We start from the raw sequence: 13,547 nt of genomic DNA on the forward strand, positions 1-13,547 counted from the left end.
GCCTTGCGGGAGGTGCGGTAACGGACAGCCTGGTCAGGATACGCGCAAGTACATCCCTGTAGCTCGGCGATGGCATCCCGACCGCCAGGGAAGGCGGAAGTGTCGAAAATGCAGGAGCAATTTTCGACCTGCCATCGACGGTCCTGACCAGGCTATCCGCCACCGCATCTGCTTAGCTCCGTGCGTAGCGGCAACAAACCCAAATCGAAGTTAATGTGAAACTGGTGACCCAATGACCCTGCAACTGACCCACTTTATCAACGGCAAGCGCACCGCCGCCAGCGAGCGCACTCAGCCGGTATTCGAACCCGCCACTGGCGAACAGCGCGGCCAGGTTTCCCTGGCTAACGTCAGCGAAGTAGAGCAGGCGATTGCGGTAGCCAAAGCCGCGCAACCGGGCTGGGCAAAAACCACCCCGCTAAATCGCGCGCGCATCCTGTTCAAATACAAGGCGCTGGTCGAAGCCCATGCCGACGAGCTGGCCGAGCTGATCACCCGTGAACACGGCAAGGTGTTCGACGATGCCAAGGGCGAATTGACCCGCGGCCTGGAAGTGGTCGAGTTTGCCTGCGGTATCCCGCACCTGCTCAAGGGCGAGCATACCGAACAGGTCGGCGGCGGCGTCGATGCCTGGACGGTCAATCAGCCGCTGGGTGTGTGCGCCGGTATTGCGCCATTCAACTTCCCGGCGATGGTGCCCATGTGGATGTTTCCGATCGCGATTGCCTGCGGCAACACCTTCATCATGAAGCCCTCGGAAAAAGATCCGAGCACACCCCTGCGCCTGGCCGAACTGCTGACTGAAGCAGGCCTGCCCGATGGCGTGCTCAACGTCGTCAACGGCGACAAGGAAGCCGTCGACGTACTGCTCACTCATCCCGATGTGCAGGCCGTCAGCTTCGTCGGCTCCACGCCGATCGCCGAATACATCTACGCCACCGGCTGTGCCCACGGCAAGCGCGTGCAGGCCCTGGGCGGCGCCAAAAACCATATGCTGGTGATGCCCGATGCCGACCTGGATCAGACCGTTAATGCATTGATGGGTGCAGCTTACGGCAGTGCCGGCGAGCGTTGCATGGCCATCTCGGTAGCCGTCGCGGTCGGTGACGAAGTCGCCGACAAGCTGGTGGCGGCGCTGGGCCCACAGGTAAAAGCATTGAAGATCGGCAATGGCATGCGCGACGGCATGGAAATGGGCCCGCTGGTGTCTGCCGCGCACCTGGCCAAGGTCAAGGGCTATGTCGACCTGGGCGTGAAGGAAGGCGCAGAGCTGGTGATCGACGGTCGTGACGTTGGCGTGCCTGGGCTGGAAGGTGGTTTCTTTATGGGCGGCTGCCTGTTCGACAAGGTCACCGCCGATATGAGCATCTATCAGGAAGAAATCTTCGGCCCGGTACTCTGTATCGTCCGGGTGCCCGACTATGCCACCGGCGTAAAACTGATCAATGAACATGAGTATGGTAACGGCACGGCGATCTTTACCCGCGACGGCGACGCCGCGCGGCAGTTCTGCAACGAGATCCAGGTCGGCATGGTCGGCGTCAACGTGCCGATTCCAGTGCCCATGGCCTTCCACAGCTTTGGCGGCTGGAAGCGCTCACTGTTTGGTCCGCTGCATATGCACGGCCCGGACGGCGTACGTTTCTACACCAAGCGCAAGGCCATTACCTCGCGCTGGCCGACCGGTATTCGCTCGGGTGCGGAGTTCAGCATTCCGACCATGAAGTAGTTTTCATCCTTTTTCGCGCCGAGGCCGGCGCTCCCACAGGCCTCGCCGCGAAAGCTATCTCAAGAGAACCCAGCATGCCGATCAAAGACATCATCGACTTCGCAATCGCCAGCACTCCGGCAGAACACTACCGCCCCGACCCGGCCAAAGTACTGGCTGGCGACCCGGCGCAAAGCGTGCAAAACCACTACAGCAGCCCCTGTGGCCAGTTCTCCACCGGCGTCTGGGCCTGCGAGCCCGGCCACTGGAGCATCAGTTACAGCGAGCACGAGTATTGCGAAATTCTCGAAGGCGAATCCATCCTGCATGATCAACAGGGCGGCAGTCGCAAGCTCAAGGCCGGTGACCGCTTCGTGATACCTGCGGGCTTTGTCGGCAGCTGGGAAGTGCTCAAGCCAACCCGCAAGGTCTACGTGATCTTCGAACAGTCCGGCAGCTAAACGGCGGCGCATAACTGACCCGCCGGGCTCACTGCAAAGTGAAATCGGCATGGTCTAAACGTGACCAAGCAGTTACAGTTCTCGTCAGCATAAGCAATCGAAGAACATACCAATGCTCAGCTTGGCAATAATGCCGGCGGAGCAGTTGGGCACTGCCAGGAGTCATGCGTTATGTCGCGTTTGCCGGTTATTGTCGGATTCGGTGGTTACAACGCCGCCGGCCGCAGTTCCTTTCACCACGGGTTTCGCCGCACCGTGATCGAGTCTCTGCCCAGCGCCGAGCGCCAGGAAACCCTGGCCGGACTGGCGGTTATGATGAAACTGGTACAGGTAGAAAACGACCAGTATGTCGACGCCGAAGGTCAGGTACTGAACCCGGCGGACATCGAGTCGCGCTTTGGTCCGCAGATTCTCGACGGCACCCTGGTGCGCCGCATCGAAAAGCGCTACCTGGATGTGGATGCCGCCCACTGGCAGAAAAACCTGACCATCACAGGTGAAGCCGGCAAGCCATTTTCCTTCATCACCCTGGCCAAACAACTGCCCGAGCCGCTGCCCACTGACTGGGTGATCGAGAACCTTAACGATACTGAAGTCATGGTTACCGTGTACGACGGTTGTGACATCAAGGTCGACAGTTATCGTTCGCTGCCGGTCAAGTCCGCCGGCCAGCTTCCCAGTGGCTTCGAGCCCGGTGAACAGTACGCCTCACGCTTCCATCCGCGCGGCCTGCAAATGACCATCGTCGCCGCCACCGATGCTCTGCGCTCCACCGGCATTGCCTGGGAGACCATCGTCAACTGTGTGCAGCCGGACGAGATCGCCGTGTTCGCCAGCAGCGCCATGAGCCAATTGGACGAAAACAGCTTTGGCGGCCTGATGCAGTCGCGCCTGAAGGGCAATCGGGTCAGCGCCAAGCAACTTGCGTTGGGCTTGAACAGCATGCCGGCGGACTTTATCAACGCCTACATCCTCGGCAGCGTCGGCACTACCGGCGCCATCAGCGGCGCCTGCGCCAGCTTCCTGTACAACTTGCAAAAAGCCACCGAAATGATCACCAGTGGCCGCGCCCGTGTGGTGCTGGTGGGTAATGGCGAAGCGCCGATTACCCAGGAATGTATCGAGGGTTATGGCGCCATGGGCGCGCTGGCAACCGAAGAAGGCCTGCGCAGCATCGAAGGCCGGGACGCCGTCGATTTCCGCCGCGCCAGCCGGCCGTTCAGTCAGAACTGCGGCTTTACCCTGGCCGAGTCCAGCCAATTTTTCATGCTGATGGACGACGAGCTGGCGCTGCAGCTAGGCGCGGATATTCATGGCGCGGTGCCCGACGTGTTCGTCAACGCCGACGGCTTCAAGAAGTCCATTTCCGCCCCTGGTCCGGGCAACTACCTGACCATGTCCAAGTCCATCCACAGCGCCATGCAGATTGTCGGTGAGGCCGCCGTCAAGCAACGCAGCTTCATCCACGCCCACGGCTCCAGCACGCCAGCCAACCGGACAACTGAATCGGAACTGCTGGACCGTGTGGCCGACGCCTTCGGCATACATGAGCTGCCGCTGACCGCGGTCAAGGCCTTTGTCGGCCACTCGCTGGCCAGCGCCAGCGCCGACCAACTGGCGTCAGCCTTGGGTTCCTTTAAGTACCAGATCGTACCCGGTATCAAGACCATCGATGCCGTTGCTGAAGACGTGTTTCAGCAAAACCTGCGCATCAATATACACGACGTCGACCGCGCGGATAACCCGCTGGAAGTCTGCTTTATCAACTCCAAGGGCTTTGGCGGCAACAACGCCAGCGCCGTGGTACTGGCGCCGAATGTGGTCGAAAGGATGCTGCGCAAGCGTTATGGCGAGGCCGCTTTTGCCGATTACCTGACACGCCGCGAACAAACCCGCAGCGCCGCCCAGGCCTATGACCAGCGCGCGTTGAAGGGCCAGTTGGATATCATCTACAACTTCGGGCAGAACATGATCGACGATAAACACATCGAGATCACCCGGGACCATATCCGAGTTCCCGGCTTCAACAAGCCGCTGGTGTTCCGCAAGGATGATCGCTTTGGGGACATGATTTAGGCGGCTCTGGTGTCAATCCGACGCGGGTGTGTGATTCCGGAATTTTCAATGGATTCCCGCGAAAGCGGGAATCCATTTTGACCTTTGGAACATTGCCGAAAACAGGTCCCTAGTCGCCGAAGCGAAAGTGCTACTTCTTACCAGCCCTGGCCGCCGCAATAAACGCGGCCATTTCGGCATTCTTGTCAGCTTCGACCTTCTGCACATTGGCATTCTCGCTGAGTTTTTTCAGCAGCGCCTGCGCTTGCGGCCAATCCGCCAGCAGGTCGGTGTCGAACAATTTGCGCGCCACCACGCTGGCCAGATCGATACTGTAGAGAAACATAAGATCAGCGATGCTCATCTCGCTGCCCGCCACATAGGGCGCAAATTTGCCGTGTCGCTTGAGCGCGCTGACACCGGCGAGCAAATCAGCCTTGGCCTTGTCCTTGATCGCCTGATCAACCTTACCGCCAAAAAACACTTCGGCATAACAACTACGCGCCGGCAACTCGATATACAGCTCAATCTCCTTGGTCAACGCCCGCACATTGGCACGTTCAAAGGCGTCCTCCGGCAACAGACGCTTGCCGCCGTGGGTTTCTTCGAGATATTCCAGAATCACGTTGGTTTCGCTGATAAAACCGTACTCGGTTTCCAGGCTCGGCACTTTGCCGCGCGGGCTGATGGCGAGAAACTCGGGGTCCTGGCTGGGATGAACAACCCTGACCTCAAAATCCAGGCCCTTCTCGAGCAGCGCGAGCTTGACCATGTTGAAATAATTACTGACGGCAAAACCATGAAGCTTAAGCATGAAAGGAACTCTCCGAGGCGGGTTATTCTTGTGTACTGTTGTTGTAGCGCTGCGCCGGAAAAATTTCCAGCGGCATAAGCCCGCTGAATGCCCAGCCCACTAATACAAATAGACGAGAAACCCTATGCTTTTGCGCCGGGTTTAGCGCTAGACTGCGAGAACAACACCCGAAAAAGGAACTGCCCACTATGCTGAAACCGGAAGAAATTGCCGAAATCAACCTGTTGAACCAGTTCAACCTGGCCAGCTCGCTGGAAGGACTGAAGATTCATCAGCACGAGGCGTCTGCGGACGTCGTTGCAGCCGCGGGTCGATTGCATGAACGTGGATTGACTACCTTGCCAGATGGTGGCTACCTGACCAGCCTGGGCCTGGATGCGGCTGAACACAGCCAGGCGCTGCTAACTATCTTGCGCGCCGAGTGAGGATGAAATAGCCGTTTATGACCCAGCGTGGGGAAATTCAGTTACAGCTTGACGAAGGCATTGACCGCAAAGCGCTGACAACCCTGCGCAAACGCTTTATGGGGATCAATCAGAGCCGCCTGCAACGCGTGTTGCAAGCGCTGCCCCCGCGCCAGTACAACGTGCTGCAGTTGATCCCTTTGCTGTTTGATGTGAACCACCCGTTGCTCCCGGGCTATGTCGCGCGGGACACACCGCACGGCCTACCCGGATATATCCCCGGCCCGCCAACGCTGCTCGGCGCCCAGGCGCTGACTCGCAGCTTCAGCTATCGGCGCCACCCCGCCGGCTTTACCCCTGGCATACAGGCGCTATACCTGATGGGCAGCGGCGGCACTATTGGCCAATCGGACCAGAGCGACCTGGATATCTGGGTCTGTCATTCCCCCGACCTGAACGCCCAGGCCATCGCGGAGCTGTCCAGCAAATGCCAACTGATTACCGACTGGGCCGCCACGCAGGGCAATGAGGCGCATTTTCACCTGGTTAACCCCGAGACGTTTAGCCTCGGTTACCGTAACAATGCACTGTCCATTGAAGATTGCGGCAGCACCCAACATTACCTGCTGCTCGACGAGTTCTACCGCACGGCGATATTGATCGGTGGCCGCTTCCCGCTCTGGTGGCTGGTGCCTGCCAGCGAAGAGAAGAACTACCCCAGCTACACTCGACACTTGATCGACAGACGCTTTATTCGCCAACAGGAAAGCCTCGACCTGGGACACATGGCGTGCATTCCGGCCGGGGAGTATGTCGGCGCCGGACTTTGGCAACTGTTCAAAGGCATCGAATCGCCATACAAGTCAGTACTCAAGCTGCTACTGACCGAGGTATACGCAAGCGAGCACCCTGGCGTGCAATGCCTGAGCCTGGATTTCAAGCGTAAGGTCTACGCCAACTATCTGAACCTTGATGAGCTTGACCCCTACGTCATGCTCTACCGACGCATCGAAGCCTATCTGCTCAAACGCGAGGAGCATGAACGGCTGGAGCTGGTGCGCCGCTGTCTGTATATCAAGGCCGATGTGCGCTTGAGCCGGCGCACAGGGACTCTCGGCTGGAAGCGCAGCCTGATGGAAAAGCTGGTGCAAGAATGGCAGTGGGATACCCGCCAGTTGCAGCAAATGGACAATCGCCAGTTCTGGCGCGTGCGCGAAGTGGCGCAGGAACGCCTGCAACTGGTCAGCGAATTGACCCACAGCTACCGTTTTTTGTCGCAATTCGGCCGCAGTCAGAATGTGATCAATCAGGTCAACAGTCGCGACCTGTCATTGCTGGGACGGCGGCTCTACGCCGCCTTCGAACGCAAGGCGGGCAAGGTAGAGGTGGTCAATCCGGGCATCGCGCCCGATCTGAGCGAGGCCCTGCTGACGCTAGCGCAACGCCCAGGGGGAGACGGCCGCCAGGCGCACTGGAGCCTGTACCGTGGCACACTCAACCAACAGGATCTCGGCGATCACCCTCCGCTCAAACGCAGCCGCCAACTGATCGAGCTGCTGGCATGGGCGCACCGCAACGGCCTGATCGACGCCGCAACACGGATAGCCCTGCACCCTGGCGACAGCGCCCTGAATGAGTTCGAATTAGGCAATCTGCTGTCGACCATTCAACAGAACTTTCCCCTGCCGCTGCCGGCGCTCACCGAGGATGCCCTGTCACGCGCCAGCCAGCCTTGCCACAACCTGCTACTCATCAACGTTGGCCTGGACCCCCTGCCGGCCAGCAGCCAGAAAAACCTGCATCTGATCAGTAGCCACACCGATGCACTGGGCTACTCGGGGCTGCGCGAGAATCTTATTCTGAGCATCGACCAGGTCACGCTGAACAGCTGGAATGAGCTGCTGGTCACTCGCTTCGAAGGCGAGCAGGCCTGCATTCAAGCGCTCTGCGACTATCTGAACAAAGGGCATGAACATCAACGACTGGCTGAGCTAAGTGTTGCATGCTTTTGCCGTAACCGCTCCAGCGCCATAACCGAGCGCGTTGAGCGTCTGTTCCGCGATGCCACACGCGAGCTGCTCTGCGATCCGCCAGCGCGCTTCCTGTTGCAGGTGCAAAATAGCTATCAGGTATTGGAGCGCAAAGGTAATCAGATCGATGTCACTCAAATCGCCGACCGTGAACGGCTGGCCCACTACCTGGGTACCAATCGGGCTGATTACAGCGCGCTGATCCTCGACCGTTACGCGCTGCAGGGCCAGGATCTAGCACTGATTTTGCAACAGGCGCAGGCCGAGCGTATCCAGGTGTTTTACCGCCTGCTGCCCCAGTTTCAAGCCGACATTACCGTGCTCGACGAGCTCGGCTCGGCGTGGACTCACCGCCAGGCTTATCGCGACGAGACAACGCTGCTGCTGCCACTGCTACGCTTTCTGCATAGCGTGCGGTTGCGCCGGCAAGTCAATCTGAGCCTGGAAAGTAGCCTGCGCGAAGAGCCCATCCAACTGACCACGATCCTGCCAGTCAGTGAAGGCAAAAACCTGCGATTGGAGCGGCAAAAACTACCGGCACAAGGCGTCGAGGCAGATTACTATGCTGTCCAGGCGATCGCCGAACCGGGCGCCGGCCAGCGGCTGCAGGTCAGTATCTTCTGTGATCAGCGAGAGTTTTCCGAACTGGAATACGGAACCAGACTGTATGCCGAAGTAGCCCGCCATATTCTGCACAAGCGCCGCAGCAACGAGCACTACCCCTGCTACATTACCGATCTGGATCTGTCCGCTATCGATCCGGCTGGCGTCCTGCAGACAGTGCAGTACCTACGCTACCGGCAGCAACTGGAAGACGCACTGAACGCCGCGATGCAGGCCATTAGCGACTGACCCAAGGCTGCTGGCGTTGCTCCCGCCGCTGACGGGCGGCGGCGACAATCTGCAACTGCCGCTGATTGCTGGCGGCAGACCATTCGAGGATCTCTGCCATCAGGCGCCCGCAGCCCACACATTCGTCATCGTCCAGGCAGCACTTACGCACACAGGGCGACGGCTGCCTGCCGGGCAGCGATTGGTTACTCCGCGTCAAGGTCCAGCTCCAGCTCTACTTCCTCGCCGGTGAGGTCTTGCAGTATGCCCGCCAGCACTAAGGCCAGTGGCTCATCGTCGCTATCATGCAACCAGCCTTCGCCGGGGTGGTAACCGAAATGCCGGGTACTGTCAGGTGCGGCCAACCAGATTTCGCGTGAGGCTGGCTGGCGCCCGATAACCAGCCGCGATCCTTCCGCGAGCATCAGCACCAGCGAGCCTTCCTTCTGCTCCATATCCAGGTCCAGCCCACTGGCATCCATTGCGTGCTCGATCTGGTCCTGCACCTGATCGGCCTGTCTGTGAAACTCGTCTTCGCTCAGTTCATGCATGCGTGCTTCTCTTCTGTCTGATACTGACGTCGGTCGGGTGCGCCAAGGCGGGCGGCTGGGTATACTGCCGTATATTGCTCGTTTTTCAATAAGGATTTCACCATGAAGCTTTCCGCAGCGTTGATCTTTGCTTTGCTGGTATTAACTGGTTGTGGTCAGAAAGGCCCGTTATACATGCCTGAAGGGACCTCTGGACAACCGGAAGACCCGGCCCGTGAGGAAATGACCCAGCAACCTACGGAAAACTGAAAGCACCAATGACAGCCTTCGAATACCAGAACGGCGAATTGCACGCCGAAGCACTGCCATTATCCGCGATTGCCGATCAGTATGGCACCCCCTGTTTCGTCTACTCGCGTCAGGCCATCGAACAAGCCTGGCTGGCCTGGGATCAGGCCCTGGCCGGCACTCCCCATTTGGTCTGCTATGCGGTCAAGGCCAATTCCAATCTGGCGGTGCTGAACCTGCTAGCGCGCCTGGGGGCGGGCTTCGATATCGTCTCCATGGGGGAGCTTGAGCGGGTACTGGCCGCTGGCGGCGAACCCTCGCGCATCGTTTTTTCCGGCTTGGGTAAAACCGCCGATGAAATGCGCCGCGCGCTGGAAGTAGGCATTCACTGTTTCAACGTCGAGTCCAACGCCGAGCTTGAGCGCCTGCAAACGGTCGCCGCCGAGATGAACCTCATGGCGCCGATATCGCTGCGGGTCAATCCCGATGTGGATGCCATGACCCATCCTTACATCTCCACCGGGCTGAAGGAAAACAAGTTCGGTATCGATATCGCCAAGGCGCCCGAGGTTTACCGGCGCGCCGCACAGATGCCGAACATCCGCGTCTGCGGTGTGGATTGCCATATCGGCTCGCAGTTGACCGACGACACGCCGCTGATCGATGCGCTGGATCGGCTGCTGGCGCTGATCGACCAGATGGCCGCAGAAGGCATCCATATCGGCCACCTGGATCTGGGTGGCGGACTGGGCGTGACCTACCGCGATGAAGTACCGCCAACCCCTGCCGCGTATCTGGGCAAGGTGCAGAAGCAACTGGCCGACCGCGATCTGACCGTACTGGTTGAGCCCGGCCGGTCGATTGTCGCCAACGCCGGCGTGCTGCTGACCCGGGTCAATCTGCTCAAGCCAACTGAGCACAAGAACTTCGCGATTATTGACGCGGCAATGAACGATCTTATCCGCCCGGCGCTCTACAGTGCCTGGATGGGCATTGACGCCGTAACCCCGCGTAGTGATGTTGCGCCTTTGCCGTGGGATATCGTCGGCCCGGTCTGCGAAACCGGTGATTTCCTCGGCAAGGACCGCGAACTGGCGCTAGCCGAGGGCGATCTGCTGGCCGTGCGCTCTGCAGGGGCTTACGGTTTTGTCATGAGTTCGAATTACAACACCCGTGTGCGCGCTGCCGAGGTCATAGTCGATGGTCAACACAGCCATCTGGTGCGCCGCCGTGAAACCATCAGCGAGCTTTTTGCTGGCGAATCCCTGTTACCCGAGGTCTGAGATGTTGCTGCGATTTAGCAAAATGCATGGGTTGGGCAATGACTTTATGGTCATCGACCTGGTGACTCAGCATGCGCAGCTGTCAGCCAAACTGATCCGCCAATGGAGCGACCGGCACACCGGTATTGGTTTTGACCAATTGCTGGTAGTCGAGCCGCCGGGCAATCCGGACATGGACTTTCGCTACCGTATATTCAATGCCGATGGCAGCGAAGTGGAGCAGTGCGGCAACGGCGCGCGCTGCTTTGCGCGCTTCGTGCAGGACAAGCGCCTGACCGCCAAATCCGAGATCAAGGTGGAAACCGCCGGTGGCCCGATCGTCCTCACCGTCAACGCCGATGGCCAGGTAACCGTGGATATGGGCGCACCGCGTTTTGCCCCGGCGCAGATCCCGTTTCAAGCCGATACTGAAGCGCTAACCTATTCGCTGGAAGCTGGCGACCAGCAACTGCAGGTGTCCACGGTATCCATGGGTAACCCGCACTGCGTAACGCTGGTGGATGATCTGGACAACTACCCAGTCCTGTCCGTTGGCCCGCTGATCGAAAAACACCCGCGCTTCGGCCAAGGGGTAAATGCTGGTTTTATGCAATTGATCGACCGGCATAACGCCCGCCTGCGCGTCTACGAACGCGGTGCTGGTGAAACCCTGGCCTGCGGCACCGGTGCCTGCGCCGCTGCCGTCGCCGGCATCCGCCTCGGCCACTTGGCGTCGCCGGTGAGCATTCAGCTACCCGGTGGAGCGCTGCACATTGAATGGGCCGGCCCCGGCCAGCCGGTGCTGATGACCGGCCCCGCCACTCGGGTTTATGAAGGACAAATACGCGTATGAGCGACAAACCGAGCCAGCCCGCTGTTGAACTGGATGCCCTCCAGGTGGCGGAATACCTGCGCCAGCACCCGGCGTTTTTTGCCGAATACGATGAGCTGCTGCCGGAATTGATCATTCCGCATCAATCCGGCCAAGCGGTCTCGCTGGTCGAGCGCCAGGTCAAGCTGCTGCGCGAACGCAATATCGATGTGCGCCATCGCCTCGGGCAACTGATGGACGTGGCTCGCGAGAACGATCGCTTATTTGAAAAAAGTCGGCGGCTGATCCTCAATCTGCTTGAGGCACAGAGCCTGGAACAGGTGATTGCCAGCATCGAAGACAGTCTGCGCGATGACTTTCAGGTGCCTTATGTCAGCCTGATCCTGTTCAGCGAAACACCGCGTTTCAGTAACGCCCGCTGCGTGACTCACAGCGCCGCACGCGACGCCATCGGTCACTTGCTCGACAGCGGCAAGACCCTCAGCGGCGTACTGCGCCCCCACGAACTGGCCTTCCTGTTTGGCGAGTCAGCCGCCCAGGTCGCTTCCACCGCGATTTCGCCAATCCAGCATCAGGGCATGCATGGGGTTATTGCGCTGGGCAGCCGCGACGCCAATCATTACCGCAATGCGACCGGCACCCTGTTTCTTGGCTATATCGCCGACGCCCTGGCGCGTGTGCTATTGCGCCAGCGGCCGCTGGCAGACGAGGGTCGGGGCTGAGCATGCCCGCCGAACTGCTGCAGAAAGAACTGGATGCCTTTTACCGGCACCTGCGCAACGAACGGCAACTATCTCCCCGCACGCTTGAGGCTTACCGGCATGATCTGGAGGGGCTGCGCGACTTTCTCGTCGAGCGCAAGATTGGCCGCTGGCAGGCGCTGGACAGCCCACAACTGCGCCTATTCGTCGCCCAGCGGCACCAGGCAGGCCTTTCCGGCCGCAGCTTGCAGCGGCTGCTCAGTGCCGTGCGCAGCCTCTATAGCTATCTGATCCGCGAACGGCTGTGCAAGCACAACCCGGCGGTTGACCTGCGCGCGCCCAAATCACCGCGCAAACTGCCTAAGGCGTTGGACGCCGACCTGACCTCGCAATTACTCAATGACAACAGCGATGACGATTGGCTGGCCGTGCGCGACCACGCCATGCTCGAGCTGTTCTATTCCTCTGGGCTACGCCTGTCCGAACTGGCAAGTCTGGATGTGCACGCGCTGGATAGCGCCCAGGGCGAAGTCCGGGTGCTCGGCAAAGGCAACAAGACACGTCTGGTCCCGGTCGGACGTCTGGCTTTGGCGGCGTTGGCACGCTGGCTGCGAGTACGCACGCTGGTCGCTGGCGACAACCCCGCGCTCTTTGTCGGCAAACAGGGGCGGCGCCTTAGCGCCCGGGCAATTCAACTGCGCGTGCGCGCCTGGGGCGTGCAGCACATTGGCCAGAACCTGCACCCGCACATGCTGCGGCATTCCTTTGCCAGCCATATGCTGGAATCCTCCGGCGACCTACGCGCGGTACAGGAGCTGCTCGGCCATGCCGACATCAGCACGACACAAATCTACACACACCTGGATTTCCAGCATCTGGCCCAGGTGTATGATCAGGCCCATCCCCGAGCCAAACGCAAGAACGAGACTTGAATGATTCGCCTGCTGACCTTTGATCTGGACAATACCCTGTGGGAAACCGAATCGGTGGTCGCTGCCGCCGAGCAGACCCTGATGACTTGGTATGCCGAGCATGCCCCACAGTTTGCCGAGCGTCTGGACAGCGACGCGCGCAAGGCGTTGCGGCATGAGGTGCTTGCCAACGACCCACTGCTCAGGCACCGGGTCACCGACTTCCGCATCGCGGTAATGGCGCTAGGGCTGACGCGGGCGGGGTATGCCGAAGAGCAGGTGCAGGAGCTCACGCAGAAGGGCTTTGAAGTCTTTCTCGAAGCACGCCATGCACTGACACTGTTCCCGCACGCCGAGGCGCTGCTTGAGCAGCTATCGACCCGATACACCCTGGCAACCATCTCCAACGGCAACGCGGATGTACGCAGGCTGGGCCTGGCCAAATACTTCAGCGTGATTGTCTCGGCGGACGAAGTCGGTATTAGCAAACCGGATCCCGCGCCCTTTCTGACAGCCCTTGAGCGCGCTGGAGTAGAACCTGCGCATGCGCTGCATATCGGTGACCATCCGGTAGACGATATGCAGGGTGCCCGCGAGTCAGGCCTGCATACGCTGTGGTTCAACCGCATGGGCGCGGCGTGGCCGGATGCAGTACGACCTGATGGGGAAGTGCGGTGCCTCAGCCAGATACCAGCCTGGCTGGATGGCTATACCGCGAAATTAACCGGATTGCGCACATAATCCACATACAATGCCAGC

The 13,547-nt window shown here is 59.9% G+C and carries 14 protein-coding genes; 11 read left to right on the forward strand and 3 right to left on the reverse strand.

The annotated features are described in order from the left end of the window. Window positions 1-232 precede the first annotated feature (232 nt). The 3 genes from K787_RS0116370 to K787_RS0116380 all read left to right on the forward strand — a co-directional run bounded on the left by K787_RS0116370 (window position 233) and on the right by K787_RS0116380 (window position 4,245). Complete coding sequence (locus K787_RS0116370; protein WP_022963893.1) at window positions 233-1,729, forward strand: CoA-acylating methylmalonate-semialdehyde dehydrogenase; 1,497 nt, start codon at window positions 233-235, stop codon at window positions 1,727-1,729. 74 nt (window positions 1,730-1,803) lie between these two features. After that, the gene (locus tag K787_RS0116375) at window positions 1,804-2,169 is read left to right on the forward strand and encodes a cupin domain-containing protein (protein WP_022963894.1); all 366 of its coding nucleotides are present in this window, start codon (window positions 1,804-1,806) and stop codon (window positions 2,167-2,169) included. A 171-nt stretch (window positions 2,170-2,340) separates the two neighbouring features. Then, a complete protein-coding gene (locus tag K787_RS0116380; protein WP_022963895.1) occupies window positions 2,341-4,245 on the forward strand; it encodes a beta-ketoacyl synthase in 1,905 nt (634 codons plus the stop codon). A 130-nt stretch (window positions 4,246-4,375) separates the two neighbouring features. Here the strand turns inward: K787_RS0116380 and K787_RS0116385 are convergent, their stop codons facing one another. Next, window positions 4,376-5,038, reverse strand: coding sequence for a glutathione S-transferase family protein (locus tag K787_RS0116385; RefSeq protein ID WP_022963896.1), 663 nt, complete (start codon window positions 5,036-5,038; stop codon window positions 4,376-4,378). 188 nt (window positions 5,039-5,226) lie between these two features. Between K787_RS0116385 and K787_RS0116390 the strand changes: the two genes are divergently transcribed. Further along, window positions 5,227-5,463, forward strand: coding sequence for a TIGR02647 family protein (locus K787_RS0116390; protein WP_022963897.1), 237 nt, complete (start codon window positions 5,227-5,229; stop codon window positions 5,461-5,463). A gap of 17 nt (window positions 5,464-5,480) precedes the next feature. Next, window positions 5,481-8,324: a class I adenylate cyclase gene (locus tag K787_RS0116395; protein WP_022963898.1), complete on the forward strand. Its 2,844-nt coding sequence runs from the start codon at window positions 5,481-5,483 to the stop codon at window positions 8,322-8,324. Here the strand turns inward: K787_RS0116395 and K787_RS0116400 are convergent. Beyond that, window positions 8,314-8,523, reverse strand: a complete 210-nt coding sequence (locus tag K787_RS0116400; RefSeq protein WP_022963899.1) for a DUF1289 domain-containing protein — start codon at window positions 8,521-8,523, stop codon at window positions 8,314-8,316. The two genes, K787_RS0116395 and K787_RS0116400, sit on opposite strands and share 11 nt — an antisense overlap. Further along, complete coding sequence (gene cyaY / locus K787_RS0116405) at window positions 8,510-8,854, reverse strand: iron donor protein CyaY (RefSeq protein WP_022963900.1); 345 nt, start codon at window positions 8,852-8,854, stop codon at window positions 8,510-8,512. The genes K787_RS0116400 and cyaY overlap by 14 nt, the downstream gene beginning before the upstream one ends. A 102-nt stretch (window positions 8,855-8,956) precedes the next feature. Between cyaY and lptM the strand changes: the two genes are divergently transcribed. Genes lptM through K787_RS0116435 form a run of 6 tightly spaced genes read left to right on the forward strand, consistent with a single transcriptional unit; the run spans window position 8,957 to window position 13,529 of the window. Then, entirely contained in the window at window positions 8,957-9,103 is a 147-nt protein-coding gene (lptM, locus tag K787_RS24825) for an LPS translocon maturation chaperone LptM (protein ID WP_022963901.1), read from the forward strand. Window positions 9,104-9,111: 8 nt separating this feature from the next. Beyond that, a complete protein-coding gene (gene lysA, locus K787_RS0116415) occupies window positions 9,112-10,365 on the forward strand; it encodes a diaminopimelate decarboxylase (protein WP_022963902.1) in 1,254 nt (417 codons plus the stop codon). Between the two features lies 1 nt (window position 10,366). Next, window positions 10,367-11,197: a diaminopimelate epimerase gene (dapF, locus tag K787_RS0116420; protein ID WP_022963903.1), complete on the forward strand. Its 831-nt coding sequence runs from the start codon at window positions 10,367-10,369 to the stop codon at window positions 11,195-11,197. Then, window positions 11,194-11,898: a DUF484 family protein gene (locus K787_RS0116425; protein WP_022963904.1), complete on the forward strand. Its 705-nt coding sequence runs from the start codon at window positions 11,194-11,196 to the stop codon at window positions 11,896-11,898. Before dapF ends, K787_RS0116425 begins: the two co-directional genes overlap by 4 nt. Window positions 11,899-11,915: 17 nt before the next feature. After that, entirely contained in the window at window positions 11,916-12,809 is an 894-nt protein-coding gene (xerC, locus tag K787_RS0116430) for a tyrosine recombinase XerC (protein ID WP_028615022.1), read from the forward strand. Further along, window positions 12,810-13,529 (forward strand): HAD family hydrolase, encoded by a 720-nt coding sequence (locus tag K787_RS0116435; RefSeq protein WP_022963906.1) that lies wholly within the window; start codon window positions 12,810-12,812, stop codon window positions 13,527-13,529. Window positions 13,530-13,547 lie beyond the last annotated feature (18 nt).

It is taken from the genome of Halopseudomonas pelagia CL-AP6, assembly GCF_000410875.1.
GTDB classification, from domain to species: Bacteria; Pseudomonadota; Gammaproteobacteria; order Pseudomonadales; family Pseudomonadaceae; genus Halopseudomonas; species Halopseudomonas pelagia.

Coding starts and splice junctions, on each gene's coding strand:
- K787_RS0116370 (WP_022963893.1), top strand. CDS start 233: ATGACCCTGCAACTGACCCACTTTATCAACGGCAAGCGCACCGCCGCC.
- K787_RS0116375 (WP_022963894.1), top strand. CDS start 1,804: ATGCCGATCAAAGACATCATCGACTTCGCAATCGCCAGCACTCCGGCA.
- K787_RS0116380 (WP_022963895.1), top strand. CDS start 2,341: ATGTCGCGTTTGCCGGTTATTGTCGGATTCGGTGGTTACAACGCCGCC.
- K787_RS0116385 (WP_022963896.1), bottom strand. CDS start 5,038: ATGCTTAAGCTTCATGGTTTTGCCGTCAGTAATTATTTCAACATGGTC.
- K787_RS0116390 (WP_022963897.1), top strand. CDS start 5,227: ATGCTGAAACCGGAAGAAATTGCCGAAATCAACCTGTTGAACCAGTTC.
- K787_RS0116395 (WP_022963898.1), top strand. CDS start 5,481: ATGACCCAGCGTGGGGAAATTCAGTTACAGCTTGACGAAGGCATTGAC.
- cyaY (WP_022963900.1), bottom strand. CDS start 8,854: ATGCATGAACTGAGCGAAGACGAGTTTCACAGACAGGCCGATCAGGTG.
- lptM (WP_022963901.1), top strand. CDS start 8,957: ATGAAGCTTTCCGCAGCGTTGATCTTTGCTTTGCTGGTATTAACTGGT.
- lysA (WP_022963902.1), top strand. CDS start 9,112: ATGACAGCCTTCGAATACCAGAACGGCGAATTGCACGCCGAAGCACTG.
- dapF (WP_022963903.1), top strand. CDS start 10,367: ATGTTGCTGCGATTTAGCAAAATGCATGGGTTGGGCAATGACTTTATG.
- K787_RS0116425 (WP_022963904.1), top strand. CDS start 11,194: ATGAGCGACAAACCGAGCCAGCCCGCTGTTGAACTGGATGCCCTCCAG.
- K787_RS0116435 (WP_022963906.1), top strand. CDS start 12,810: ATGATTCGCCTGCTGACCTTTGATCTGGACAATACCCTGTGGGAAACC.